General features: G+C 46.8%; 23 protein-coding genes, 1 other RNA gene and 1 pseudogene. 5 read left to right on the top strand and 20 right to left on the bottom strand.

The window, feature by feature from the left end:
- Positions 1 to 4: 4 nt before the first annotated feature.
- The 12 genes from ACE3MZ_RS08235 to ACE3MZ_RS08180 all read right to left on the bottom strand — a co-directional run bounded on the left by ACE3MZ_RS08235 (position 5) and on the right by ACE3MZ_RS08180 (position 12744).
- Positions 5 to 1750, bottom strand: coding sequence for an RsmB/NOP family class I SAM-dependent RNA methyltransferase (locus ACE3MZ_RS08235; RefSeq protein ID WP_411345962.1), 1746 nt, complete (start codon positions 1748 to 1750; stop codon positions 5 to 7).
- 208 nt (positions 1751 to 1958) lie between these two features.
- Entirely contained in the window at positions 1959 to 2453 is a 495-nt protein-coding gene (locus tag ACE3MZ_RS08230; protein ID WP_411345961.1) for a DUF309 domain-containing protein, read from the bottom strand.
- Positions 2437 to 3261 (bottom strand): GTP pyrophosphokinase family protein, encoded by an 825-nt coding sequence (locus ACE3MZ_RS08225; RefSeq protein WP_411345960.1) that lies wholly within the window; start codon positions 3259 to 3261, stop codon positions 2437 to 2439. The genes ACE3MZ_RS08230 and ACE3MZ_RS08225 overlap by 17 nt, the downstream gene beginning before the upstream one ends.
- A 41-nt stretch (positions 3262 to 3302) precedes the next feature.
- The gene (locus ACE3MZ_RS08220; protein WP_411345959.1) at positions 3303 to 4397 is read right to left on the bottom strand and encodes a quinone-dependent dihydroorotate dehydrogenase; all 1095 of its coding nucleotides are present in this window, start codon (positions 4395 to 4397) and stop codon (positions 3303 to 3305) included.
- Positions 4398 to 4656: 259 nt separating this feature from the next.
- Positions 4657 to 6102 carry a L,D-transpeptidase gene (locus ACE3MZ_RS08215; protein ID WP_411345958.1) on the bottom strand — a complete coding sequence of 482 codons (1446 nt, stop codon included), beginning with the start codon at positions 6100 to 6102 and terminating at the stop codon, positions 4657 to 4659.
- 334 nt (positions 6103 to 6436) lie between these two features.
- Positions 6437 to 6673 carry a ferredoxin gene (locus ACE3MZ_RS08210; protein ID WP_411345957.1) on the bottom strand — a complete coding sequence of 79 codons (237 nt, stop codon included), beginning with the start codon at positions 6671 to 6673 and terminating at the stop codon, positions 6437 to 6439.
- Between the two features lie 231 nt (positions 6674 to 6904).
- Positions 6905 to 8194, bottom strand: a complete 1290-nt coding sequence (locus ACE3MZ_RS08205; RefSeq protein WP_411345956.1) for a DNA polymerase IV — start codon at positions 8192 to 8194, stop codon at positions 6905 to 6907.
- 200 nt (positions 8195 to 8394) lie between these two features.
- A complete protein-coding gene (locus ACE3MZ_RS08200; protein ID WP_411345955.1) occupies positions 8395 to 8919 on the bottom strand; it encodes a DUF6756 family protein in 525 nt (174 codons plus the stop codon).
- Positions 8920 to 9001: 82 nt separating this feature from the next.
- On the bottom strand, positions 9002 to 9379 hold the full coding sequence (locus ACE3MZ_RS08195) for a hypothetical protein (protein ID WP_411345954.1): 378 nt from the start codon (positions 9377 to 9379) through the stop codon (positions 9002 to 9004).
- Between the two features lie 18 nt (positions 9380 to 9397).
- A complete protein-coding gene (locus tag ACE3MZ_RS08190) occupies positions 9398 to 10255 on the bottom strand; it encodes a hypothetical protein (RefSeq protein WP_411345953.1) in 858 nt (285 codons plus the stop codon).
- Positions 10256 to 10287: 32 nt separating this feature from the next.
- Entirely contained in the window at positions 10288 to 11907 is a 1620-nt protein-coding gene (locus ACE3MZ_RS08185) for a HEAT repeat domain-containing protein (RefSeq protein WP_411345952.1), read from the bottom strand.
- Between the two features lie 240 nt (positions 11908 to 12147).
- Positions 12148 to 12744, bottom strand: a complete 597-nt coding sequence (locus ACE3MZ_RS08180) for a hypothetical protein (RefSeq protein ID WP_411345951.1) — start codon at positions 12742 to 12744, stop codon at positions 12148 to 12150.
- Between the two features lie 307 nt (positions 12745 to 13051).
- Here ACE3MZ_RS08180 and cimA point away from each other — a divergent pair, with 307 nt between their 5' ends.
- Together cimA and ACE3MZ_RS08170 are read left to right on the top strand one after the other, a co-directional pair.
- On the top strand, positions 13052 to 14671 hold the full coding sequence (gene cimA / locus ACE3MZ_RS08175) for a citramalate synthase (protein WP_411345950.1): 1620 nt from the start codon (positions 13052 to 13054) through the stop codon (positions 14669 to 14671).
- 91 nt (positions 14672 to 14762) lie between these two features.
- Positions 14763 to 15314 carry a M67 family metallopeptidase gene (locus ACE3MZ_RS08170; protein ID WP_411345949.1) on the top strand — a complete coding sequence of 184 codons (552 nt, stop codon included), beginning with the start codon at positions 14763 to 14765 and terminating at the stop codon, positions 15312 to 15314.
- Positions 15315 to 15402: 88 nt separating this feature from the next.
- Here the strand turns inward: ACE3MZ_RS08170 and ACE3MZ_RS08165 are convergent, their stop codons facing one another.
- From ACE3MZ_RS08165 to ACE3MZ_RS08155, 3 genes are read right to left on the bottom strand one after another with little or no spacing between them, the layout of a single operon-like run.
- Positions 15403 to 16134, bottom strand: coding sequence for an exonuclease domain-containing protein (locus ACE3MZ_RS08165; protein WP_411345948.1), 732 nt, complete (start codon positions 16132 to 16134; stop codon positions 15403 to 15405).
- Positions 16131 to 17207 carry a DUF294 nucleotidyltransferase-like domain-containing protein gene (locus tag ACE3MZ_RS08160; protein ID WP_411345947.1) on the bottom strand — a complete coding sequence of 359 codons (1077 nt, stop codon included), beginning with the start codon at positions 17205 to 17207 and terminating at the stop codon, positions 16131 to 16133. Before ACE3MZ_RS08160 ends, ACE3MZ_RS08165 begins: the two co-directional genes overlap by 4 nt.
- A 44-nt stretch (positions 17208 to 17251) precedes the next feature.
- A complete protein-coding gene (locus tag ACE3MZ_RS08155; RefSeq protein ID WP_411345946.1) occupies positions 17252 to 18640 on the bottom strand; it encodes an ammonium transporter in 1389 nt (462 codons plus the stop codon).
- A gap of 541 nt (positions 18641 to 19181) precedes the next feature.
- Between ACE3MZ_RS08155 and ACE3MZ_RS08150 the strand changes: the two genes are divergently transcribed.
- Both ACE3MZ_RS08150 and ACE3MZ_RS08145 read left to right on the top strand, forming a co-directional pair.
- Complete coding sequence (locus tag ACE3MZ_RS08150; RefSeq protein ID WP_367055906.1) at positions 19182 to 19616, top strand: MerR family transcriptional regulator; 435 nt, start codon at positions 19182 to 19184, stop codon at positions 19614 to 19616.
- Between the two features lie 31 nt (positions 19617 to 19647).
- On the top strand, positions 19648 to 20325 hold the full coding sequence (locus tag ACE3MZ_RS08145) for a zinc metallopeptidase (protein WP_411346733.1): 678 nt from the start codon (positions 19648 to 19650) through the stop codon (positions 20323 to 20325).
- Positions 20326 to 20786: 461 nt separating this feature from the next.
- On the opposite strand, the pseudogene ACE3MZ_RS08140 reads toward ACE3MZ_RS08145, so the two are convergent.
- Positions 20787 to 21401, bottom strand: a pseudogene (locus ACE3MZ_RS08140) (rhomboid family intramembrane serine protease); the annotation flags it as partial.
- A 194-nt stretch (positions 21402 to 21595) separates the two neighbouring features.
- On the opposite strand from ACE3MZ_RS08140, the gene tpx reads away from it, so the two are divergent.
- Complete coding sequence (tpx, locus tag ACE3MZ_RS08135; RefSeq protein WP_411345945.1) at positions 21596 to 22117, top strand: thiol peroxidase; 522 nt, start codon at positions 21596 to 21598, stop codon at positions 22115 to 22117.
- 579 nt (positions 22118 to 22696) lie between these two features.
- Here tpx and ACE3MZ_RS08130 read toward each other — a convergent pair.
- The 4 genes from ACE3MZ_RS08130 to ACE3MZ_RS08115 all read right to left on the bottom strand — a co-directional run bounded on the left by ACE3MZ_RS08130 (position 22697) and on the right by ACE3MZ_RS08115 (position 26207).
- Positions 22697 to 23092 carry a DUF1499 domain-containing protein gene (locus ACE3MZ_RS08130; RefSeq protein WP_411345944.1) on the bottom strand — a complete coding sequence of 132 codons (396 nt, stop codon included), beginning with the start codon at positions 23090 to 23092 and terminating at the stop codon, positions 22697 to 22699.
- Positions 23093 to 23332: 240 nt separating this feature from the next.
- A non-coding RNA gene (gene ssrS, locus ACE3MZ_RS08125) (6S RNA) lies at positions 23333 to 23523 on the bottom strand.
- 196 nt (positions 23524 to 23719) lie between these two features.
- Positions 23720 to 24610, bottom strand: a complete 891-nt coding sequence (locus tag ACE3MZ_RS08120; RefSeq protein WP_411345943.1) for a YesL family protein — start codon at positions 24608 to 24610, stop codon at positions 23720 to 23722.
- Positions 24611 to 24989: 379 nt separating this feature from the next.
- A complete protein-coding gene (locus ACE3MZ_RS08115; RefSeq protein WP_411345942.1) occupies positions 24990 to 26207 on the bottom strand; it encodes an ABC transporter permease in 1218 nt (405 codons plus the stop codon).
- Position 26208: the final 1 nt, after the last annotated feature.

Below are 26208 nucleotides of genomic sequence, written 5' to 3'. Positions count from 1 at the left end.
ATCGCTACATCCATCTCCATCCTGCCGGGTATTCGTTTTTCAAATTGCCGTCCTGCTGCCATTTGCCCCAACCTGCGGAGTAGCCATCGATGCAGACAAGTACATACCCGCGAGCACTGACACCTTCGCTACACTGAACGCGTTGTTCGGGAATGGACAGCGTTTCGCCTTTGAGGTAAGAGATAGCTTCTGGCAAACGGGAATCCAGATGGACGATGCGACTGGCTTCAGACGGTGATAGTGCAACTGCGAGCGCATGTCCGGGCGTGAAACGACCCTTTTTATGCGAGCCAAGATACCAGCCGGGACGGATAACTTTCAGTCCTTGCAAACGGCTCTCATCAAGTGGCGATAGATACAGATTGCTGCCGTAGGTGATTATATGACTGCCTTGGGGCTGACGGAAGGATGAACTGCATTCGCTGTCGCGGAATTGGTGCCATAGCTCTACGCCATCTGTGATGTCAGTAGGTAAAGAGATAGAATTGCCACGACCGATTTTGCCTTTTTTGCCACTTCCTGTTGTAGGCGAATGACGGCTATCCTGCATTGCTCGTTTTCCTCTGCCAGGCTTGGCATGACTTTGCTGTTCATATTCACGTCTGCGACTGCTTGAATCTTTACGCTCATCGCGTTTCTGTTTGCCAGAACGTTCGTCATGGTCATGAACGGATGGTCGCTCGTCTATTTCATGATGGCGCTGTAAACGATCCTCATAACGTTCCATGCCGTCTGCTGGCGATGACTGGATGGAACTGGAATCTGACATATCATCCAGCACAGCGATATAATGACCTTCGCCTTCCAGATGATGCGGCCACAGACGAACCGTATCAGCAGTCTGCTTTAGCGAAGCTTGCGATACAGGTGCATGTGCCGCCATTTCATTCAAGACTGATTGCCCAGCAGCAAGCTCCTGCTCTACCATCTCCGCCCAATCACTACGACCACTGAGGAAATGGTCACTTCCGACAGGACGCGTTACTTGGAAATGAGGATGATTGTCAAGGAACACAGCGATACTCCGCTCATTCTCCTCTGGTGCAAAGGTACAAGTGGAGTAGACGATGCGTCCGCCAGGCGCGAGCATACGGGCAACGGTTTGTAAAATGTCCTTTTGCATAATTGCACACTTTTCCACCGAATGGTTCAACCACTGACGAGCGGCATCATCATCCTTGCGAAACATTCCTTCGCCAGAACACGGCGCATCGACGAGAATTTTATCGAAAAAGCCGTTAAATTTTTCGGCAATCCGATCTGGAGATTCATTGAGAATGACGGCATTGCGTACGCCGTACAGCTCCATATTTTTCGCTAGAGCGCGTGTACGTTCAGCACTCAGATCGTTTGTTACTAGCAAGCCTTGCCCTTGTAATGCCGCTGCAATCTGAGTCGACTTGCCACCCGGTGCGGCACATAGATCCAGTACACGATCACCCGGCTGTACCTGCAATGCTTCGACCGGGCTCATAGCGCTCGGCTCTTGAATATAATACAGCCCGGTATAATAGTATGGATGCTTGCCTGGACGTGCATCGGCATTGATATAATAACCAGTCTCACACCAAGGAATTGGGCGCAGGTCAAAGGGCGATATCTCCCGAAATTGCTCATTGCTAATCTTCAATGTATTCACACGCAGCCCAGCGCGCGGCGATTGCTCGTAGCTGCGGATAAAATCTTCAAATTCCGTTCCTAGCAGCTGCTGCATTCGCTGCACAAACGGCGGCGGTAATTGTACAGCCATATTGCGTATGCTCCTTTAGTTCGTAAAATAGTATATTCTGCTGGAAACGTCCTGCTGCATCGTCAACATAGGCGATGATGCAATCGTTTCGCCGAGGTATATTTTAGCATACTCCCGGCATGAACGGTTTGCTCAAATGAAGAAGCTTGCCAGATCGGCAAGCTTCTTTCTATACAAACTATGCAAATGATTCCAATATACGCATCATTCAAATGTCAGCATCTGGCAACTCTTTGGCTTTGGGTCCACGTTCATATCCGGTACGCAGTGGCACATGCGCATGTATCTGCTTGTCTGCTGCCTCTACTGCCTTTTGCAACAGTGGATCGGTAATGATAATCTGCAACGGGTAGAAGTCAAACGGCTCTTGCTCATACCGCTGCAACCGTTCCACATATTGTGACACATCGAGAACAAGACGTTGCAGATCGATACCAAGCGTGTGTTGCGGGTATGTTTGCAGCTTGTGCAGGCTGCTATTCAGCATTTTGATTGCACCGAGGCGTTTGTTATACAGATGATTCACTGTACCGTTTCGAAAATGGAATAGCCCGACTGCGACCTGCAACAGCCCTTTGTACACCGGCTCTCCGTTCTTTTCCAACCACAGCTCTTCCAATACCTCATGACATTCAAAATAATCTTGATCCCGGTTGAAGTAGATCAGATACTGCACGTACAGAGCATCAAACTCCTGACTCATCGAGATCCCCATCCAGCAAACGCGAGCCGGATTTGCGCATTTTGCGTACTGCTTCGCCCAGTTCCTTCAGACCCTGATAATCCTGCTTCTCCCATAGCTCGTTAAACTTCTGCTGACTTTCCAGCGCTTCGCTCACTTTGTGCAAGAAATAGAGTCGATGAATCTCCTTGAGTACACGCTGTACCAGATTCGCTTCATCTTCAAAGCTTTTCTGAGCATCGAGAATGTCTTCACGGATGCTGGACATCTCGTTATCCAGAATCATCGCCGCTTCCGCTGCCGTTTTCAAACGATCCCGGATCGGTTCTGGTAAACTCTGACGATACTTGTAATGAAGCGAATGTTCAATCGTTGCCCAGAAGTTCATTGCGAGTGTCCGAATCTGAATCTCCGCCAGTACGATCTTTTGACCGAATGCCGTCTGTACCGGATATTCAGCGATCATGTGGAAACTGCGGTAGCCGCTATCTTTGAAATTGGTAATATAGTCTTTCTCATATAAAACAGTCAAATCCTTACGGGCGCGGATGTACTGCGCAACCCAGCGGATATCCTCTACAAACTGGCACATGATACGGATGCCTGCGATATCTTCAATTCCTGTGTCAAGCTGATTCATCGGAACATCCAGTCGTTTGGATTTATCAATAATACTGGATATTTTTTTGACGCGTCCGGTCACAAATTCAATCGGTGCGTACTCTTCCCGCTTTTTCAGTTCTGCACGCATCGTTTTGAATTTGACCTTCAATTCTTCAACCGCTTGTTCATAGGGAAGCAAGAATAATTCCCAGTCTCTGTCATCCATGTTCATGCCTCCTCAGTGTATGACCTGTCTATTGAAAACTGTTAACGATGCGCTACGCCCACCGCTTCTGAAATATGTGCAAATCCGTCTTGCTTCATTAACTCGCGGATTCCGTTATGAAGTCTCCGTGTCACTTGTGGACCTTCATAAATAAACGATGTATAAATTTCTACCAGACTGGAACCTGCCTTTATTTTATCATAAGCATCCTGTGCTGAGAAAATACCGCCGCAGCCGATAATAGGCAACTTGCCTTCGGTTTGACGATAGACGCGGGAAATAATGTCCGTTGAGCGTTCCGTTAACGGTCGACCGCTTAATCCACCCGTTTCGCCTGCACTGGAATGGGTGAGTCCGTCGCGTGACAACGTTGTATTGGTAGCGATCAGACCGGCTGCACCGCTCTGCGTAATCGTCTCGACCATGTATTCCAGTTCGGAGTCACTCACGTCTGGAGCGATCTTCACGAGCACCGATTTGAACGAGCCATGCTTGCGCTGCTGATCGGACATCTCTTCCATCACTTCAGCGAGCAGTTCTTTCAATTCATTACCGTGCTGCAAATTGCGCAGATCCGGTGTGTTCGGCGAACTGATATTGACCACGAAGAAATCAGCGTATGGATACAGCGTGCGAATGCATGCTTTGTAATCACTTGCCGCTTGCTCATTCGGGGTTACTTTGTTTTTACCGATGTTAACAGCAATCGGAATCGGATGAGATGGCAATCGTTTCAATCGTCCAGCCATCACTTCTGCTCCGTCATTATTGAACCCCATTCGATTGATCAACGCGCGATCAGATGGCAGGCGAAACAGCCGCGGCTGCTCGTTGCCGGGCTGCGGTTTTGGCGTTACCGTTCCTACTTCCATAAAGCCAAAGCCCGCTGACGACAAGCCCATGACAGCCTGCGCATTTTTATCCAAACCTGCTGCTAGTCCGACCGGACCGGGAAACGTAATCCCGAACAACTCGGTCGTCATATCCGGCGTACTGTCAATGCCATACATCGACTGCATCGCCGACAGTGTGCCCGGTATGCGTACACCGGTGCCCAAACCGCCAATGACCAGATGATGCGCCTTTTCCGGGTCCATCCGGAATAGCACAGGTTTGAAAAGATTACGGTATAACAATGTGTATTCACTCCGTTCCTGGCATAGGCCTCAAGCCCTGATGCATACCATTTTGCGTGCTCTCGTATTTAGTTGTCATGCAAAATGTTTCTCCTCCTTAGTTTATCCTGTTCTTGGACAAAAGAAAAGCGATCTTCTGCTTTTGAGAAGACCGCTTTTGGCATGATGCTGTTTCATAGGGTAGAACGCTAACGTTGTTTGTCAGACCTGCTGGTCACTCTCTTTTACAAAAAGGAATGTCCGTAGAAGGCGCTAGTGGCTAGTTGAGCCAGTGATATGTGCGGCTCGGATCGGTCTGATCTTGAGAGGGCTGTTTGGTGCTAGTATATCTCTTCTGTGGTACGGACACGTCATCCGGCAGTACATCGCTCGTAATGGTTACCTTTGTGCCAAGTGGAGCCATATCGAACAGTTCTTCGACATCTTCCTTCTTCATACGCACACAGCCCAGCGACTCATCTGCACCGATGCTATCCGGTTCATTCGTCCCGTGAATGGCATAATTCGTATCCGATAATTGCATACCACGACTGCCAAATTCGCCATTCGACTTGCCGTTCGGATTCATTACTTTGATTGATAGACGGAATGTACCGGTTGGTGTACGGTCACCACCCAGACCAATCGGATAGTTGCGTAGCAGAATCGATCCGCTGACAAGTCCAAGACGGTGCTTTTTCTTATCGACGATAATTTCCAGCGGCTTGGTAAAATACGGACGATTGCCTAGTGTGGATGCAAATAGCTTCTGCGTATCACCGCTAAATCCTTGTTCCGGCACCATCGCCGAATCATCTAATGGATAAGGCTGCAAGGCGGAGAATGATGTATTCATCAACGGCGTTGTACCGGACAACCAATTACTAGGAAAGGACCGATCCAGTTCGCCGAGCGCGGTTGGCAGCTCTGCACGCGTTGTCTCGTAATTGGCAAGCGCTGTTTGCATAATAGCGAGCTGCTCCTGCTCCTGCATCCAGCTTGCCGCTTGCGTCGATGTACCAGCGGGCTGACCCGGCTTACAACGACATGCTTTCGCATTATAGGACTGCACATCAATCTGACCCGGTTTGCTACCTTCTGCTAGCGTATAAGTAACAGGCAGCGTATGCTTCCAAAGTAGCCAATTACCGGACTGTTCCATTCCAAGTACAGCGGCAAGCTCTGGCTGTGTATCCTGAATCTGCTGCGCAATATATTGCGAAAGACCATTTCCTGCCGAGCTGCTGCCTGCCGCAATCGCAACGGCTGTAAAGCTCAGCGGTGCATGATATCCTGACAGAGTAGCGTCTGATTCCGCCTGTGCAGCCGAATGATTACCATTTCCAGAAAGATGTGTTGCATCGTCGGTTGATGATGTCTGACCCGGTGCCTGTGCCATCTGGCTGTCATCAGCAGCAGGCAAGCCAATCGAACGCATCGTCAACAGAAACAGTAGCAGCACAACAAACATAATATTACGCCTGCGCCGGATTTTGCGTTCGCGTGTTCGCGCGACCTCCATCACTTCCGCTTCATACTGCTGTAGCACATCCGCTGGAATCTGACTCTGTTCAAACGCTTCGTAAATATCTCCCGCACGATTGTAACAATAATTAGCTTTGCCCATCTGACCGTCTGATTCGTACTCTTTGCCAAGCAGGTACCAACCCATCCGGTTATCGGGATGCATTTTGACATAGCGTTTTAGATAAAGTAGGTTTTTCATGTAGTTCCCGGACTGTGGTCCGACTCTCCTTCCCTGCCTGCTGTTCCTGCGGCAATAGTATGTATATGTATGCGATTGCCAACAAAATGTCCATTATCTTCTTTATCGGTTACGATCATGATTTTGTCGATAGACAAACGGTAGGGCTGAGGCATCAAATTCAGCTTGCAATATAACGCAATTTTCCAGAAATATGAAATTAAAATATGATTATGGATACGCCTTCTATCATGTCATTAAAAAAGGCGCCTTTCCCTGTTGCGGGAAAAACGCCTTTTCCTCTTCTTTTGGAACAAAATCGCCTCAATGGACCGTTGAAGCAATATTACTGGAATTACTCAGCAAACGGTTCTTCTTCAACACGAATCGAATCGGTTGGGCAACCGTCGCAAGCGTCTACCATATCTTCGTACATGTCTTCTGGAATGGCAGTCACACCGCGGTTGTTGTCACCGCCGAAAATCACTTCTGCCAAGCCTTCATCATCGTAATCGTAGATATCAGGAGCTGTTGCTCCGCATGCGCCACAAGCGATGCATGTATCTTTGTCTACCCAAGTATATTTACTCATCTGTATATCCTCCCATCATTGCTTTCCAGTTGTCTGTTTATGTGACACCCAGTCTGTACAGATAATCAAAATATAATACAAAGAGCGCATAATTTCAAATACAATCCTCATCACAGCAAGTCATCGTAACTAGATATCCACTCTGTAATGGCGTTATACCGCCGATATTTAAAATTTTACCCTTTCCGCTAACAGCTTAAACGCCCCATATTATATAGGCAATGCAAATACTCATTCCTCGTGCTCAAAACGCCGTCCGTCCCGCTGCAATGACGTGCCTCTGACCTTATGATTACGAATCAGAACGGATGGATCATTGCCCAGCATCCCGGCGGTAAGCACGGCATTCTCGCCGAATTTGTCACGCAGCTGATCGATAATGTGATTGAGCTCCTGCTTTTGCGGCTGGCGCTCGTAATCGAACAGATCGAGCTGAATTGCAGCCTCTTCGCGCGGCAGTAGATTTTGCAAAGTAATACCGAGCAAACGTACCGGACCACGTCCTAGCCAATGCCGTTGATACAGCTCGCACGCTTCATGAAATACATCCTCTGCCGTTTCCGTCGGCACAGGTAGCGCACGCGACCGAGTAATCGTCTTCATATCTGGTGTGCGGATCGTAATCTGCACCGTATGCGCCATCAGCTTTTGCCGCCTCATCCGCCTGCACACCTGATCGCTCAGATTCAGCATAACGCGCCGGATATCCTCCATATCTTGAATATCGGCAGGCAGTGTCGTTGTATGACCGACCGATTTGTTCGGTTCATTGTCCGGCTCAACTAGTGAATGGTCGATACCGTTTGCTGCCTGCTTGAGCCAGCTACCCATCACGCCAAAACGCGCTTTTAAGCGCGCTTCATCTGCTGCTGCCAGTTGTCCAAGCGTACGAATGCCCATATCCCTCAGCTTGGCTGCTGTTTTGTTGCCGATGCCAAACAATTGCGCACACGGCTGATCCCACAGCAGACGTGGCACATCACGAATTCGCAGCACAGAGATACCGTTTGGCTTTTTCATATCTGACGCCATCTTAGCAAGCAGCTTGTTGGGCGCCACTCCGACTGAACAAGGTAGGCGCAATTCGTCACGAATCCGGTTTTGCAGTTCAGCAGCAATCTCCATCGGTGTGCCAAACTGACTGGAGCCGGTAATATCGAGATAACATTCGTCGATGGAAGTTGCCTGCAACAGAGGGGTATAACTGTAAGCAATATTCATAAAAGCCGCTGAATACTTGCGATACAATGTAAAGTCCGGCGATATCAGCGTAAGTTTGGGACACTTTTGCAGCGCTTGCCCAACGAGCATGCCTGTCTTAACACCGACTCGTCGTGCTTCATACGAAGCGGTCACGACAATACCACGCCGCAGCTCCACACTGCCCGCTACTGCTGTCGGCTTGCCATTGTATTTATCCGGTTCTTCCGCTGCGTGCACCGAACAATAAAAAGCATTCATATCCACATGCAAAATCACCCGTCCGCGCGCCGGATAATATCCGCTGGTCTCGTCCTTCATGTCTTCCCCTCCTGTCATCTTCCAGCTCATCCCGCAATAGTATACCGATTTATTTTGAAGCTTTGCTACTTATTGCTCAGTATATTGACATGAAAATCATCCGTCCCACAATCATATGGCGAATATGTGTTCTATATTAATTATAAAAAAAGAACAGTCATCTGACAATGACTATTCGGAGTCTATCATTTTGCGAAGAATTACAGGTTTTTGAGATTGCGCAATGAGATCATACGATCAACAATAAGCTTGCCTTTTCCAAATAAAAATCCATCTTGATCTTCAGCCAATATCCAATCGTACTTTTTCGAAACGATCATATAATTGTATAATGCTGCTGCGCCAATGATTTGATAAATGGCATCTACATCGCCCTCATATAGCCAATAGTCTTTCCGTCCATATGAATGTTCTTCTGCCAATAACCACACTGTTTGCTTGGATGGAATAAGAACATTCAAATCTTCTAAATAAGCTTCACCAGAATATAACACTTCATATTTGTCTTCCCAGTACTGCCAGCACTGATAAAGAGTTCTTCCATCTGGGAATGCGCCACGTGGTACGAATCTTTTCGTCAATTGATTGTATACTGACCGCCATTGCGACTTACTAAGTTCATGAAATTGTTCATCAGTTATATGATGCTCCTTGCGAGCACTCTCAACAGCTTTTCTCGTTGTATGGATGGGATCGGCTATACGAAGTCTTCTTGAATGGGTCATATTCGCCTCCAAGATTCATAGTTTCCAAACTCCATGTATGTACACGACCTACTATATGAACGCGAGTTCAACTCTATTATGGCTAGTACTCAAACCGCTCCACACCCGGTGCGTACTGTGCCAGAACGGAATCGATTTCTTCCAGCAACGGTGCCGCTTGCTTTCCACCAATATGAAATAACAAATACAATTCCACACTTCCTAGCATTGACGATGTATCCGATAATGAATGTCCATCAACAGAGGATGGTTGTAGCTGTACTTCCAACAGATGGGGCCAGTCTGGCTCGTTATCATTGTACACCGCAAAACCAGTTTCATCTTGTTCAAAACGATACTGCTGCCCATATGTATGAAATAGTCGCTCATACCAGACGCGGATCAACTGCCGCGCTGTATGTTCGGCGTGTTGATCGTTATCATCTTGTTCTTTTACAGTCACACCATATTCCCAACCCATCTTCAATCCTCCTTTCCATTATGACGATTGTATACTTTTCAACACTTGATCCGCATATCCAAAAATCCGTTCATAAAAGGCTGCCGGATCGCGATACACTAACAGCTGCCGCTCCACTTCACGAATACGCTCTAGCAGCGATGCACTATACTCTTCATTACCTTCTGCCTGTTCGCGTCGCTGCTGCATTTGTAGTGGAGTGATCCATTGTGCATCTTGCTGCAAACCTAGCTCATTCAGCATCGGCAACAGCTCATATTCACGTTTGCCGATATTATGTAGCAAACCGAGCAGTCCGTTCATTTGCAACTCAATATCATAATCCAGCACGAGCAACAATTGTCGCATCGATGGTGCAAGCTGCTGCCAATGGGTAGATATCCATTCCGAATGTGGCGGTTCGTACATCGTATCCGCCAGCTGTTGCGCCCATTGCTCACCATGTTCTGTTCCTTCTTGTGGTAAGAGTGCATCATATGTCGTATAGTTCTGCACGTCACCGGAATATGGAAAAGGATACAACCGCGCTTCCATAATCGTGCGCCGGGATTGGGTGTCCAGCTGTTGCCACGAGCGACCTTCGGATGCATATTCCAGCTCCAGACGATCCGCGATAAACTGCTCAGCCTGCGGGTTTATACGATTGTAGAACTGGCGGGTATGCTCTGCCAGTGGTCCTTTCTCTAGCGTTTTCCCCAGCAGGCTATTCAACGACGTACTACCTGCATACAGATTCGCTTCATGATCCAGACATTCAAATTTCAAATAAGCTAGCGCCTTGCGCAAAGCAATCATTTCGCCGTGTGTCAGTTCGAGAGTAGTCGAAACTTCGCCTGCTTCCAACTGCTGACGATATCGATTGATGTCATTGTCCATCCTTGAACCCTTCCTTTCTAAATCATGCATGTTCAGGACGTGATCATCCAGCGCAGCATATGTGCTTTGTTGCTATCCATCCGGCGCTCGCACGCTTTCAGCTTGTCCAGCAAATCATCCGCCTTCTCTTCCGAAGGACGCATGTGAAAGCTACGATTAGACTGATGAATCCAGCGATTCAGCTGATGTCCTGCTGCCTGACGAATCCAAGACGCTGTATCCTGATTCAAAATATCCAGTAGCATATCCAGCTGCTCCCAACGATCATAAGCAGGCAACAGCCGCAGCAGATTCCGATGCACATGCCGAGGATACGTTTCAGATAAGATATACAACCATTCATCCCGATTCAATATATAAATATGCCGACGAATAGCAGGTACCGCTTCACGAGAAATACCCGGTTGCGGGTCCAACAAGGCAGCACGAAGTACATGACCATACGAACGAATATCCAGCCGTGCAAGTCCACGAATAACAGCTTTGCGCACCGCCACTTCCGGGTGATCTACTTCCTCAGCGATCACCTCGGCATCCTCCGCCTGCCCCGTTTCGCCCAGTCCATATAGAGCTGTAGCCAGTTTGGATGAATCGTTCTCTGCATTCCAGATCGTATCCAGATAAAATTCCACCAGATTCAGCGGTTCCACTATACTCATACACCGCCGCGCCACTTCACGTACAACTGCATTACGATCCAGCAAAGAACGGTGCAAATACGGAGCCGCCTGCTCCCGGAATCCATATGTTAGCTGTTCCAGTGCCTCTCGGCGTACAGGCGGAAAAGAATCATGTCGCATATATTCCAACACGGACAGCAGATTGTCGCCTTGTAGCCGTTGCGACACCTGCCGTGCCGCCCAGATCCGAATCGAGCTGTCAACATCCTGAAGTGCCCATTGCAGCAGTTGTTCCGTATTCAGATGATCGCATTGCAATCCAAGCTGGAAACAGAATCGGCGAATATATACTTCTTCTGCCTGCATACCTGCCTGAAGTGCAACGGCACATGCCGGTCGACGCAGCAATTCATACACCGCTTCAATCAATGCATCATATCGCTCGCGATGCTCCCGACCACAATCAGTCAGACGCTGCACCAGTGCAATATTTTGGATAAAAATATCGGCGTTGTGCTCGTGAATCCGTTGTTGAAGCGCTTTGTGCGCCCGAAAACGAATACTGGATACCCAGTCATTCATCCGAATGAGCAAAAAGGGAATTTCCGAGCCGTCGCGAATCAATACGATGCGTTTGACTGCTGCTTCACGCACATATCCATCTGGGTGGAAGCTCGCCATGATCCACTTCACCGGGTGCACGCTATGACTCCAACTTCCCATGATCGCAGTCGTCAGTTGCGTCCAGCGCCGATTATTTTCCCGGTAGGCATAAGGCAGATGCTCACGCATTTGCTCGCTCAACCATATCAGCTCATGAGGCGGACAACGACGTAGCAGATCACTGATCGTATTTTCCGCTGCCATCTCCAGCATATGATCATCGCTACTCAGAAACGGCACCAGATATGGAATTGCTGCATATTCGCCCGAACGCTGGATCAATTCCAACCATTTGCTGTTTTGCAGCTTGTACAGCTTGTTCAGGCAAACAACCACCTGTTTGGATAATTCTCGTCCCGCTCGTGCCATTCCCAATTCCCCCTCCGTCATCTGCCTGTACCGATACCGCTTATCCTTTGATTCCGATATGCTAACTTATTTATATCTACATTATAGCTCAATTAGATTGTGATAAATCAATATTACATCATCCGTGTCTTTACTTTTTACATCAAAGTATACCTTTACATTTTTGGAAGTACAACCGCAATCGAACCATACAAAAAGGCAGACCCCTGCATCAGGATCTGCCTTGCATACCATAGTTCATTATTTATCTGTACTAGTTGTTCCCTTGTCTGTAGATGTAGATTCCAACAGCTCCGCCTTAATTTTTCCGCAGAAAAAGCTGCCGGAAAGCCCTTGTGCGGCTTCGATATCCACAACCAGATCTGTCACCTCGTACCGAAAATCAATCTCTGCGATCACATTAAGACGCGCATCCGGTGGTGAAAACTCAATATCAAATGCCTCCAGAAAAGTCAGCTTCACATCATGCCGCACTTCCGGGTCAGGCAGTTCAATCGTCAGCTCCACCTGCTCCTTGCCCACATTGTAGCCGACAATGATTCCTTTTTCAAAGTCAGGAAAATATCCCAGCTGCTCAATAATCTCGCGACTACCTTCAATCGATACAGTCGGCGAGAAGGCGAGCTGGATCACCGCTTCCTGTCCCCATTCCAGCTGATCATCGCCAATATACAGCGTAATCCGCTTATCTTCCAGCTGCCGTACACTGCCTACTACATAATCGCCTGCTTGCACCATCACGATATCATGCAGATCGAATGGTAGTGGCTTTTCCAGCGTATAGTCAATGGTATACAGATTGCCATTACGTTCAACATGTTCAATTCCAATTTTCATGATCTGATTCCTCCGTTGTTTACATTGTCCTGTTTTATTTTAACAGAATGATCGTTGTGATGCGTAGTGATCAGACTGGTACTTCATACATGATAGTTTTGGATATGAACAGTCATTCATGTCAAGATCATTGGCATGATGCACAAAAAACAGCGGAATGTTTGCGGCTCATTACGGCAAAATTATCGTATACCTCACATAGACTCCAATGATATAATAACCAATTATACTTAAAATTCCTGCACCTATGACAACTGTATATGAATGTTCATGAATCTTGGTCCAATGTAAAGGGGGATTCCGCAACATGTCCAAATCCATCTCGATTTTCGACACGACGTTACGGGACGGTACGCAGGGCGAGGGGATCAGTCTGTCGGCTGACGACAAGCTGAAAATCGCCAAAAAGCTCGACGAACTCGGTGTGCATTACATCGAAGGCGGCATTCCGGGTAGCAATGGCAAGGATATCGAGTTTTTTAAACGGGTTCAGCAGTTGGGGCTGAACGCGAAGATTACCGCTTTTGGCAGTACACGCCGCAAAGGCAGTGTTGCTCATGAGGATGTTAACCTGCAACGTATGATCGAATCCGGTGCACAAGCAGCTACGCTGGTAGGTAAGTCATGGGATTTCCATGTGCATACTGCCCTACAAACTACGCTGGAGGAAAATCTGGCGATGATCGCCGACTCCATCTCGTTTCTAAGGCAGCAGCAAATGGAAGTGATTTTTGATGCCGAGCACTTTTTTGACGGTTACAAAAACAATCCAGAATATGCGCTGTCCGTTCTCCGTGCTGCACATCAGTCTGGTGCAAAGTGGCTAACCCTGTGTGATACAAACGGAGGCACATTGCCACATGAAATTTATGAAATCGTATCCAGTCTGAGACTGGAGCTGGGTGGGGCTGGCATCGGTATTCATACGCACAACGATTGCGAGCTGGCAGTTGCCAATACACTCAGCGCTGTGCAGGCAGGAGCGCGTCAAGTACAGGGCACCATCAACGGTTATGGCGAACGCTGTGGTAACGCCAATTTGTGCTCTATTTTGCCAAATTTACAATTGAAAATGGATTATGACTGTATCCCGACCGCGCAGCTTGCTCAGTTGACCAATACCGCTCGCTATGTGAGCGAGATTGCCAATGTGCATATGCCGGTCAATCAGCCGTATGTCGGCAATGCTGCCTTTGCTCATAAAGGCGGAATCCACGTCTCTGCTATTCTGCGCGACTCGCGTACGTATGAACATATCGAGCCGGAACAGGTAGGTAACAAGCAGCGTATTCTCGTTTCCGAGCTGGCAGGGCAGAGCAATATCCTGTCCAAGGCAAAAGAAATGAATCTCGATCTGAACCCGGAAAAGGAAGAAACCAAACAGATCATTGGCAAAATCAAAGATCTGGAGCATCAAGGTTACCAATTCGAAGGTGCAGATGCTTCGCTGGAGCTACTACTGCGTGAAGCCAATGGCGAGACATCCGAATTGTTTGTATTCGAATCGTTCAAAATGCTAGTTGAGAAAAATGCCGGCTCTGCTGTCGTCTCCGAAGCTTTTGTCAAAATCCGTATCGGCGGTGAAAGTATCTATACTGCCGCCGAAGGCAACGGTCCAGTCAACGCACTGGATAATGCGCTACGCAAAGCACTGATTCATTGCTATCCAAGTCTGCGCGAGATGCATCTATCTGACTACAAAGTCCGTGTGCTGGACGAAGCCGACGCGACCGCTTCCAAAGTCCGGGTCCTGATCGAATCGCAAAATCTGCAAAGCACATGGAGCACCGTCGGTGTCTCTGCCAACGTGATCGAAGCGAGCTGGGAAGCGTTAGTTGATAGTATCCGCTACGCCTTGCTTGGTCAGCAGTTGCCAGAAACATCGAATACAACAGCTGCCACATCGCAAGGAATCGTCAATCATTAATACACAGCATGCCCCAAAATCTGCGATTATTCGTTCACAGATTTTGGGGCTATTTATTGGATATCCATAAAAAAGAGGCTCTCCATTCACAATGGAAAGCCTAAGTAGAGAGAGGGTAATACGCTTGGCAGACACTCCCCATTGTCAACAAAAGTCCATCCTATCCATATCATCAGACGCGTATAACGCAATGATACAGCATATGACATCCTTCCCTGACATGGAAGTCTGCGGGATCTTGCTCGGTACCAAAACAGCGGGCAGTACACAGATTCACTCCTATCGGAGGCTGCGTAACGTCGCACATGACCCGCTGCATCATTTTACACTCGATCCGCAGGAATGGATTGATTGCTGTTATCGGGAGCGCGAATTGATCGGATTGTTTCACTCTCATCCTATGACAGCAGCCATTCCATCCTCTACTGATCTGCAACAGCTTCCTGCATTTGCTGCTATGATCTCCATCTATGCCATCGGCTCGCTTGTAGCATCATCCAACAGAAGCGATAATCAAGATCATCCCGATATCAATACAACGCCCATTAATGTGTATCAGATCAACCAATCGGTCAATCCGTCATCTTATCCTCTGCCGATCTACAATCTGCAAACAGCACAGCTAAACATCATGACAGAGTAAATGACAGACAATAAACAGCTGTATCTGCTAGTGATTGTACGGATTATTTACCTAATGACAGGACATCCATTCTATCCTCATCTATCCCTCACACATTGATCAAACACGCATACAGATCTTCCAAAGTATCCACCTGCTTGTGACGCATGAGACGAAGATATTCCCGCCATAACCCCGCTGTCATTCGTGCATCCTCAAGCGCGTGGTGTCTGACGGTCACCGGAATGTTAGCCTCCTCCAGTACCTCATCTAATCCGTAACTACCAAGTGAAGGCTTGAGCCAGCGCGCAATCATCATCGTATCCAGTATACGATGCGTCAACTGGATTTTTGACGTTTTCCACAGTGCTGCATTGAGAAACGCCTTGTCATGTCCCGTTCCATGTGCAACGAGTACCGACCGCTCAGCAAATGCCATGAAATCATGCAACCCATCAATCAAGGAAGGCGCATCTTCAACCATTTCCTGGGTAATACCGGTTAACGAAGTAATATTGTCTGGCACCTGCACTTTGGAATTAACGAGTGTATAAAACTCGCCCACTTGTTCGTTGCCAACCATTTTGATTGCCCCAAAAGACAAGATCTCGTCCCCATGCTGTGGATGAAATCCCGTCGTTTCCAGATCAAAAACGACGGTTTCCAGCCGACTAAGCGGGTAATGCAGCACCTCTGGACGACGCTGTTCACGCGAAAGCGAACGAATAAAAGCCATCTGCTGAGCAGACGGTGCACCAACGATCGAAGCGATGGCAGACGGTACGCCGCCATTTCGCAAACTTCTCCAAAAGCTATTTCCCGTCTTTGTTGGCTCTTTCATAAGCGTCTCCTTTCCAGAAAGCGTAGCTGACGTTGCAGTACGCGATGTGCTTTTTTCACAATACCCAGACTCTCCCTCAATTCATGGAAAAACGGCTTCTGCCGCCAATCCTTTTGCAGCATAAATCCGCTACTTTCATACAACCCATCATCCACTTCACGCATTGGCGTCGAATTGCGCATCCGTAGCGATGTGCGAAACGCATCCTGCATCATTTCCAGAAGCGCTAGCGAAGCCGCTTCCAGCTGAATGAGACGCTCCAATCGCTTCAACGTCGATGATTCGTAAATTCCATTTTGCAAAGCGAGAAAGCGCGAAGCATTCACGAGCGGAATATAAATACCATACTTCACGTCAAAATCACCCGCATGCTCACCAAATCGCTCTGGCACAATCTGCCCTAGCACATTCAGCGTCGCCTTATGCCGAACCGTATTGCGCAAAATCGCCGCAGATAGTTCCGGCGTTTCCCTTAGCCCGTCATAAAAATGGTGCGTCCAGCGCTGCGATAGCTGATCATCACCTGCAATATGACGCATATCCGAAGCGATAATCCAGTTACGCACCGGTTCCCAGCTCAATTCGCTGCGCCATTCGTTCAGCTGCTCCTGCCATTGCTGCAATGTCTTGCGCCATAATGGCTCCGAACACATCACTTTGCCCTGACATTTCTCATAGCCCAGCTGTTCCAGAATATCCGCCAACTTGCTGCCAAATGTCTGAAAATAATGCTCTTTTTGCTCATGCTGTTCATCGCTAATAATCAGTCCATTGTCCTGATCGCTCCATAGTGTCTGTTCCAATCTCCCTGCGCTGCCGAAAACAATAAATGAATATGCAACAGGAGGCGGACCATAGCCCGCCTCAAGCAATTGTTGTTCACAAATTGTTACTGCCTGTTGCATAATCGCATCATGCATGTCATTCACTGTTTTCACCCATTCCCGAATGTCGGTATCCGGCAAAGAGGCATACAACTGCTGCTGAATGGCGATGCGTTTACGTTTAAGTGCTTCCGGAGAATGGGCTTCCGTCAGCTCAAGCAAGGGAAGATGGAGTGAAGACTCCTTCATCGGCTTCATCCCCCGGCACATGTCGTCTGCTTACACAAAGTCTTTTAGTTTACTTTGGTGCGATCCACTTCGCCAATTGCTTTCATTTGCTCTGGATAACCGTAAGAACCGTGCTCACTAATATCCAGACCCATCATTTCCTCTTCTTCTGTTACACGAATACCGCCCAGAGCTTTCATAATGCCGAGGATGATAAAGGACAGAACAAGTACGAAGATGAATGTTCCGATCATACCGAGTAACTGAACGCCCAGCTGATGGAAGCCACCGCCGTAGAACAGCCCCGCTTGACCAACGCCTACTTGTTCAGCCAATTCCGGTGTAGCGAACAAGCCTGTAGAGATCGCGCCCCACATACCGGCAATACCGTGTACGGAGAAAGCATAGATCGGATCGTCCACGCCTGCTTTTTCAAACCATTGTGCAGTGAAGAATGTAACGACACCAGCAACCAGACCAATGACTACTGCTGCCCATACATCAACAAATGCACAAGAGCCAGTGATCGCAACAAGTGCTGCCAGTACGCCGTTCAGCATGCTTGGAATGTCGCCTTTACCGAGTACGATCCAAGAGATCAACAGTGCTGCGATACCGCCTGCTGCTGCTGCCAGATTCGTCGTCAATGCAACATACGTGAAGAATCCGCCGTCCGGTGTCAGTGCACTACCCGGGTTGAAGCCCATCCAGCCGAACCAAAGAATGAATACACCGATAACGGAGAATACTTGGTTATGACCTGGAATGATGTTAGGCTTGCCGTCTTTGTTGTATTTGCCCAGACGCGGCTTGAGCAGCAATGTTGCCGCCAGACCTGCTGTTGCACCAGTCAAATGGACAACCGTAGAACCTGCATAATCCTGCATACCGATTGCAGCCAACCAGCCGCCGCCCCATACCCAGTGAGCAATGATTGGATAAATGATAATCATGAACAGCACGCCGAACACGATATATACGCTAAGCTTCGCGCGCTCAGCGAATCCACCAAATGCGATCGACAGCGATACCGCTGCAAACGCTAAGTGGAACAAGAACATCATCGAGATTGGAATATCAAGACCAGACAATGCGCCGAACAAAGGCTTCATTTCTTCGCCACTCAGGAAAAATCCTTGATAGCCGAAAAATCCATTCCCGTCGCCAAAGCCGAGTCCGAAACCGAATGCCCAAAAGGCAACCAGTGCAATACCTAGTGTCAAGATTGTTTTACCGGCAACGTGACCGGCATTTTTCATTCGTACCGAACCAGCTTCCAGAAAAGCAAAGCCTGCTTGCATGAACAATACTAGTGCGAATGCCAGAAATACGAAGAACGTATCCAGATTCGTTTTTACTACATCAGCAGTAACTTCATCCGCCGCAAAAGCGCTAAACGGAAAAGCTAGAAGTGCGGATGCCGCCAACCCCGTAACGGCCCATTTTTTTCTCATTTTACCCACTCCCCTATGTAATGTTACTTCACATATCGTGAAATTCTTAATGTCATTATAATCAGATTAAAACACGGATGACAAGAGTTAATTTTCAAAATCATGAAAATAGTTTTGTAACCCAATCATCTGCATCTTTTCTTCTTATAACTATAGGATTGCTCACAACCAGATTATGGATAATTTTATGGATAGTGTGCTGGCTTCTTGGCTGTTTTTATTTTGCGCATCATGAATCTTCATATAAACATATGGAATTTTTATGAAATTTCTTTTTCATACATATTCATTGAAATTTCAGGTACATTTAAGCCGCATATCGTATGTTATATACAAGTACTTCAATATGTTGTTATATCAATGGTTTCATATTCGATATTCATGAATGACTGTTGCGATTACAGCCTATATTTACAGGGTATATCTGAATAAGCATTACGTTTGACTGTATGGTTTAAATTCCTGTAATATAGGCATTGGGATTCAGCAGTGTTGAATCCTCGTTTATATGAACAAAAACGGGGGTGAATACGTTGGGGATATGAAATTATACCGTATTGGAGAACTTTCCAGAATCGCCGGGATTAGTGAGCGAACCGTCGACTATTATACAAAGATGGGATTAATTCAACCGGAAAGCCGCTCGTTGAAAAATTATCGTCTGTATAGTTTTGAAACGTTATCCCGATTGGAACGTATTACAAAGTTAAAGCAGGACAAGTACACGCTTGAGGAAATCAGGGAAAAGCTAAATGCCTGGGATCGTGTGACTGATGAAGAACAGGTGACCAAGCGCCTGAGTGAAATCGAACTGCATATGGAACAGTTGCAGCGCGAAGTACGTGAACTGGAACCTCTATTGCAGCAGATGAAGCCAACACAGGCGAAACGGGCATTTATTAATCTGGTTCCTCAGAGTGCAGCTTGCATTGAAGCATTGAAGTTTCTGCTTGGACAGGGTTCAGGCTTCATGTAGTCCGCTACATTATATGGAGGAATGAAATATGATTAACGGTATCTTTTTGATATTAATTATCGCTGCATTCGGTCTGACCATCTGGGCGCAGTTCAAAGTCAAAGGTACATTCAATAAGTTTGCTGAAGTACCGAATATGCGTGGCATTAGCGGCTATCAGGCTGCACGTCATATGCTCGATTCTAACGGTCTGCAAGATGTTCCGATTGAACCAGTACCAGGAACGCTGTCTGACCACTACGACCCGGTAAACCGTGTTGTACGCTTGTCAGAGCCGGTATATTATGGCACTAGCATTTCCGCTGTATCGGTAGCATGTCACGAGATCGGTCACGCTATTCAGCACAAACAGCATTATCCGATGCTGGCGATTCGTCACCGGATGTTCCCGGTAGTCAACTTCACGTCTGGTATCGCTCCGTTTCTGTTGCTCGCAGGTTTCCTCTTCAGTTCGTTTAACCTGATCGGTCTGGGTGTATTGTTCTTCTCCGCTGCGGTTGCCTTCCAACTGGTAACGCTGCCGGTTGAGTTCAATGCAAGTAACCGTGCACGCGACATTATGGTTGTGGAAGGGTATGTCACTCAAGAAGAAGAACGCAGTGTTGGTAAAGTATTGAATGCTGCTGCACTGACTTATGTTGCTGCTGCATTGTTGTCCGTACTGGAACTTGCACGTTACCTGTTCTTGCTGTTCGGTAACCGCGACTAAGCGACTCACTCACAGTATATCGCATTCCTTTACAAATGGATGTATAAGGATATGAGTATTATCAATAAAGAAAGCCGTCCCCCTTTACCGGGTCGACGGCTTTTTTGTGATGAAGAGCGCCATATTGACGCTCAATCGTGCATATCTTTTTACGCTGATTATCAATGAACGCATCACACTAGCAGTGTCTTTATAAATATCCCTATCTACCAAGACACGTACAATAAAAATGCGATTCATAATATAGATTCGGAAAGAATCTGCCTACATCCACCAATAGTTTAGCGTTCTCCCTTGTCATCCGGTTTACGCTCATGCGAATCATCTGGATGGGAATGGTGAATCTGGTGATGCTGATGCTCTTGCGTACCCTGTTGTTGTTCCATTTTGATGCGTTCTTCTTCTTGTCGGCGCAGCTCCATCTCACGTTGCTGCTGATATTGACGGAAAATACGATCCCAACGACCTCGCAACCCAGTCAACCGAAGCATCAAGCCATAGATGAAGAATCCTGAGATCAGCCCCCCCAGATGCGCCCAGATACCGATTCCCGGTGTCAGGAAAGTGAATATCAGACCAAGACCTAGAATCGTATAAATAGTCTGACGGGACGCTCGATCCAGCATTTGACGCTGAAATAGAGCAATATACAGAAATGCTCCATACACCCCGTAGATCGCTCCCGAAGCCCCTGCTGCAAGATGCCCTTCTGTCGATTGACGATACAGCTCCAGACTAATCACATTGCCAATGATCCCACTTCCAAAATACAACAATCCATGACGCCAGGTGCCCAGCAATCGCTCCAATGGTGGAGCAAATACAATCAAGGCAAAAGAGTTAAACAATAAATGATCAAACCCAATATGCACAAACATAGCGGTGATCGTACGCCACCACTGATCATAGCCCTCCAGATTAGTCAGGGCACCATATTGTACGAGCGTATTCTGATTTTGCGAGCCGCCATTGATCGTCATCAAAATAAACACAATTACATTGGCAATAATGATTAACGAAGTTAGCGGGTAAAACCGTAAAAAGCTTTTCCAATTCTCATAACGGACAAATAACATAGGTTCTCCTTCTCTTCTGACATGCTCATCCAGACGTTCATTTTTGCTTTCTTCCCCATGCTTTATTATAATAAATTCGAGCTTAAAATGCGAAAATGTACGGTCATTTCTGTAATACGATTACTCTACATAACGTGACTGATGACTATGCATGTATACCCGCAAGCCCAAATTATTTTCAAGGAGGAATTATAATGACGCAAGAACGTACAGGCGTTGCCGCTTTTAAAGGGAATGCTATCACTCTTATTGGACCTGAATTGCAAGTTGGTGACAAAGCTCCTGAATTTACAATTAGCAAAAATCTGCTGGAACAGTCCAGTCTGTCTGATTATGCTGGTAAGATCAAACTGATCAGTGTTGTACCATCTCTCGATACCGGTGTTTGTGATGCACAGACACGCCGTTTTAACGAAGCCGCCTCTGAGCTGGGCAACGATGTAGTCGTCCTGACAATTAGCGCTGATCTGCCATTTGCACAAGCACGTTGGTGTGGTGCGGCTGGTGTAGATCGTGTCGTCACATTGTCCGATTATCGCGACAATTCGTTTGGTAAAGCGTACGGCGTGCTGATCAAGGAATTTGTGATTGATATGCGTGCAATCTTCGTAATCGACCGTGACGATGTAATCCGTTATGTTGAGTATTTGCCAGAAATGAGCGAGCATCCAGATTACGACCAAGCGATTACTGCTGTCAAAGGCTTGCTGGGCTAAATACTGGATTGCGGAGCGCCCTGTATGAACGTATGCTATCCTATCCACCTCTACCAATGATTATATTATTTACGGTAGTCATAGAGGCTGCTTTATCCGTACTATGATCTTGTATTTAAAACAAAAATCTTACATGTATAGACAAAAGACCTCTTTCTGCCGCTAACCAGAGCTGGCAAGAAAAGGTCTTTTGTCTTTCTTTATATACCGTATAAGTTCCACTAAAGGCTTCATAATAGAATCGATGAATAGCGTCTAAAAAGCTTTAGAGCTTTTAGAGCTTTTAGAGCTTCTTCACCTTGTCGTATTCATCGTATTGTTGCGCTTACAAAATGTAAAATAGCACAATACATATACCAAAAGCGGAATATGATTTTGATCCTGTTTATCCAAATCAACGCCTGAACGTAAATCTTACATGACATCTATTCTGACTATCAAATTTCCGCCACGTCGTTCAAACCTTATGTACCACGGCACCCCGTAATCCATTATACCCTCGTCATTCCTAACTACTATAGCATCTGCTCATCACTCAACAGTAACACGATACAAGCCAGCAGCTAGAACAGCGCTTCGTTACGGATTATCGATTTTGTATTGTGCCAGCTTCTTATCCAATGCGCCAAACAGCGTCAAAATATTGCGATAGTTGGCACCGAGATCACCAAGCGAGCCACGCGAAGCCGAGTGAATATCGATGGCGCTGCGTACCGGGCTAACCGATACAATCGATACCGTAATATCCATAATGCGTCCAAAGCCTGTTTTACGTTCTAGCGTAATCTCGCCTACACTATGAACCTCATGCAGCACTTTGAAGCCGGGAATTTTCTTTAATGTCGATGATACTTCTTCCCATGCACGTTCGCGGGAAAGATTATAATATCTCGTTTTCATTTGCGGATCTTTGGCGCGGTCACCAGTGCCTTCCTGGCTACGGATAATTCCCACTAACGTTCTTTTAAACGACAAGACATTTCCTCCTTTGCATCTACAAAGCTATCATTACTATCAGTGTATCATTACTACGTAAATAAGAAAACCAATATTATGCCTTATATCGACACTGTCATATGCAGATAGTTAGCATGTAAGCGCAAACAAAAAACGCTCTGAAAAAAGGATTCCCAAGAATCCATTCAGAACGTTTTCTGTGTCAATCCTGTCGACATAAAGTCGGCACCTACCTTTTGCTTAGAGTAAAAGGTGTAAAACGGTCCCGCAGATGCCGTCCGATAACATTGTCTTCGAACCTGCTTAGCAGGTGGGTGATCGCAGGACTGATTTTTGAAGTCCCCACATCCAATGGATAGGGCCGGTCAGCATCAGTCAAATGTAGATCTCCCGAGACATCATCATTGGTTCAAAACAACGAGAAATCGAGGCGTACATTGCAGGATGTAAATTTATTATAAACTTCATGTTTGGTTTTGTAAAGGCGATTTCGGCATTCTATTCCATTTTTTTGTAAAGGCTTACAATGACTCTGACACTATGCTATTTCTCTTCAAAAAAGAGGGCTTTTTTCGGCTGGAGCGAGATATTGGATGCTCCAGCCTATACTCACCGTCTTCACTGATCTAGTGACGCGGACATTGTTTATTGTGGGCGTTCTTTGGTGTCTGTCAGATTCTTGTTAGTAAGATTCTTTTGCACATCTTGATCCATTGATGATTGAGCAGGTGCGGCAGAATCAATACGCTGAGCACCCTGTTCAGGTGTTTGATCTCCGATTGCCATTTGCTCATCTGCCTGCAATTCTTTTTCTTGTTGTTCAGCTGCTTGCTTCTCGGATTGCTCCTGCATTTTCAGGAACATACCATAGAAATTAAAGAAGGCAAACCATGCGATTGCAGATGATAGGAAGAACAGGAATAGTACCGGATAACGCGTACCAATAAACAACAGTGCTACCGTTCCCAGCAGTGTCGAGAACAGACGGAAAGGACGCACAATCGACAGCAGAATGGCATTTTTGATAATATCCTTGAGCTTCATGTGGTAATGCGCCACCATCGAGAAGAAATTAAACAGCGACACAAACAGCACGAGCAGGAAGATCAGCATCACAATACCAAGCAGTTGCAGATTCGGGAATTGGTTCATATATACGGTGTAATCGACATACATGATGACAAACAGCAATGTATAGAAAATACCGCCGATCATGCTCTGCTTGTAATTTTCCTTGTAGCCGCGGAAATACGTTTTGATAACGGATACATCACCTTCGCCCATTACCCATTTCCGAACTACTGTGAACAATGCGGACGTCGCTGGAAACAATACAAATGGTGCCAGAATCCCCATTGCCCAGTTGGTCTGCAAAATATCGTTTTGACTTGCTCCAGATTGCATGAAAATAAACCTGAATACTAGGAAAAACAAAAATGGCGACGAACAAATTACCCATAGCAGATTGCTACCTGCCAGGCGCATAATCCATTCGGATAAACGATACAGTCCGCCCATTACCCCTCTAAATTCCAAATCATCTTCCCCCTCATTTGCGCCAGCATCCCCGATGCCGCATCTCTGATGATATCTACCTTAACTATAACCTATGTTAACTAGACAATACTAGCCTATATTGCACGTTGCATACGCTTCTCACACCATGCGTTGCTATCGACATCGCACCTTCACCTACAATAGATTGGATCAAAATGACGGGATATTGCTCTTTTCGTTAATGATGTAGAGCTAGAAATGGATACCTCACAATCGATCCAACGATAACAATAATGCCGCTCAATACCAAAAATAACATGCGTAAAAAAACCAGTCATCTCTTCCCGTTATGCCAAGATGCGACTTGGAGAAAGATGACTGGTGAAGCAAGCTTAGTAACAGACAGATATTGCAGAGATTAACCTTTCTGAACAGGGTCGGCAATCGTTACAGGTTGGTTCGATTGAGATGTTATCGGTGGATTATCTTCACTATACCGCCGAATGGTCAACGGATAGATCAGGAACGAAATGAGCAACGTGACCAGCCCGATCAATCCAAGTGCCATCACATTCCCCCATATGGATTCCAGCGGCAACCCTTTTCCTACAATATTGCGAACACCTTGCAAAAATTGCGTTAACGGCAAACACTCACCGATGATACGCAGCACACGTGGCATTGCTTCCAGCGGCCACGTATACCCGGACAGCATAAATGAAGGCATAGCAATTAGCATTAATGCCTGAATCGCATCGACCTGGCGCTTAGAAACGACGCTGAACAGAAATCCTAGACCGCAGACCGCAAAGTTAAATGCCAGCGCAAGGAACAACATTGGCAATAACTGTCCGGCAAATGGAATTCCGAATCCAAAATGCGCTATCGAGAAAGACACCACAATATTAACTAGTCCGATCAGAAAATACGGCGTCAGCTTGGCAATTGCCAGCTTCCACGGCGAGAATCGCCATACGCCAAATTGTCCCCACGAACCGGCTTCTTTTTGCCATGTACATGATAATGCGATACCAAGCAGCAGACATTGCTGCAACGCAGCGGAAATCACACCAATTGGCATATAATACTCATAGTTGAATACCGGATTGTATAGCACCCGTGAGCGATACGGAATCGTGTTCAACAATGAGCCTGCCTGTTCACTGCTCATACCTTGCTTGTCCAGCGTCTGCAATGTCGCTCCACTGCTCACGCTCATAATAACCTGATTGGCAATACGAGACGCGCTATTGGAGTAGATCAGATTGCTGCCGTCGATAAAGGTAAGAATCGGTACATTCTCACCATGCTGCAAGCCAGAAGTGAAATTAGGCGGAATGATCAGCCCGACACGAGCTTCACCGGATTGCACCGCCTGCACCACATCCTCCTGATTCCAGCGCTGCCCAGTCACCTGAAACGTATCTGTCGCATCAAATGCCTGAATAATCTGACGACTCAAACTGGAATTGTCGCCATCGTATACAACAACTGGCATCTCGGTAATCCGTTCATGCGAATACAGAAATCCAAATAGTACCGCATACAATATCGGCATCAGCAGCAAGATCGCAGCTAGCTTCGGAATCGTAAACATATGTCTGCATTCGTCTGCAATCGCTTCTCCGATCTTCATA

This window comes from Paenibacillus sp. WLX1005, assembly GCF_046603685.1.
Taxonomy (GTDB): Bacteria; Bacillota; Bacilli; order Paenibacillales; family Paenibacillaceae; genus Saccharibacillus.
This window is presented reverse-complemented; position numbering and strand designations above follow the sequence as displayed.

What these genes read in the sequence shown, in the direction of transcription:
- ACE3MZ_RS08235 (WP_411345962.1), bottom strand. Translation starts at nt 1,750, where the DNA reads ATGGCTGTACAATTACCGCCGCCGTTTGTGCAGCGAATGCAGCAGCTG.
- ACE3MZ_RS08230 (WP_411345961.1), bottom strand. Translation starts at nt 2,453, where the DNA reads ATGAGTCAGGAGTTTGATGCTCTGTACGTGCAGTATCTGATCTACTTC.
- ACE3MZ_RS08225 (WP_411345960.1), bottom strand. Translation starts at nt 3,261, where the DNA reads ATGGATGACAGAGACTGGGAATTATTCTTGCTTCCCTATGAACAAGCG.
- ACE3MZ_RS08215 (WP_411345958.1), bottom strand. Translation starts at nt 6,102, where the DNA reads ATGAAAAACCTACTTTATCTAAAACGCTATGTCAAAATGCATCCCGAT.
- ACE3MZ_RS08210 (WP_411345957.1), bottom strand. Translation starts at nt 6,673, where the DNA reads ATGAGTAAATATACTTGGGTAGACAAAGATACATGCATCGCTTGTGGC.
- ACE3MZ_RS08205 (WP_411345956.1), bottom strand. Translation starts at nt 8,194, where the DNA reads ATGAAGGACGAGACCAGCGGATATTATCCGGCGCGCGGACGGGTGATT.
- ACE3MZ_RS08200 (WP_411345955.1), bottom strand. Translation starts at nt 8,919, where the DNA reads ATGACCCATTCAAGAAGACTTCGTATAGCCGATCCCATCCATACAACG.
- ACE3MZ_RS08195 (WP_411345954.1), bottom strand. Translation starts at nt 9,379, where the DNA reads ATGGGTTGGGAATATGGTGTGACTGTAAAAGAACAAGATGATAACGAT.
- ACE3MZ_RS08190 (WP_411345953.1), bottom strand. Translation starts at nt 10,255, where the DNA reads ATGGACAATGACATCAATCGATATCGTCAGCAGTTGGAAGCAGGCGAA.
- ACE3MZ_RS08185 (WP_411345952.1), bottom strand. Translation starts at nt 11,907, where the DNA reads ATGGCACGAGCGGGACGAGAATTATCCAAACAGGTGGTTGTTTGCCTG.
- ACE3MZ_RS08180 (WP_411345951.1), bottom strand. Translation starts at nt 12,744, where the DNA reads ATGAAAATTGGAATTGAACATGTTGAACGTAATGGCAATCTGTATACC.
- cimA (WP_411345950.1), top strand. Translation starts at nt 13,052, where the DNA reads ATGTCCAAATCCATCTCGATTTTCGACACGACGTTACGGGACGGTACG.
- ACE3MZ_RS08170 (WP_411345949.1), top strand. Translation starts at nt 14,763, where the DNA reads ATGGAAAGCCTAAGTAGAGAGAGGGTAATACGCTTGGCAGACACTCCC.
- ACE3MZ_RS08165 (WP_411345948.1), bottom strand. Translation starts at nt 16,134, where the DNA reads ATGAAAGAGCCAACAAAGACGGGAAATAGCTTTTGGAGAAGTTTGCGA.
- ACE3MZ_RS08160 (WP_411345947.1), bottom strand. Translation starts at nt 17,207, where the DNA reads ATGAAGGAGTCTTCACTCCATCTTCCCTTGCTTGAGCTGACGGAAGCC.
- ACE3MZ_RS08155 (WP_411345946.1), bottom strand. Translation starts at nt 18,640, where the DNA reads ATGAGAAAAAAATGGGCCGTTACGGGGTTGGCGGCATCCGCACTTCTA.
- ACE3MZ_RS08150 (WP_367055906.1), top strand. Translation starts at nt 19,182, where the DNA reads ATGAAATTATACCGTATTGGAGAACTTTCCAGAATCGCCGGGATTAGT.
- tpx (WP_411345945.1), top strand. Translation starts at nt 21,596, where the DNA reads ATGACGCAAGAACGTACAGGCGTTGCCGCTTTTAAAGGGAATGCTATC.
- ACE3MZ_RS08115 (WP_411345942.1), bottom strand. Translation starts at nt 26,207, where the DNA reads ATGAAGATCGGAGAAGCGATTGCAGACGAATGCAGACATATGTTTACG.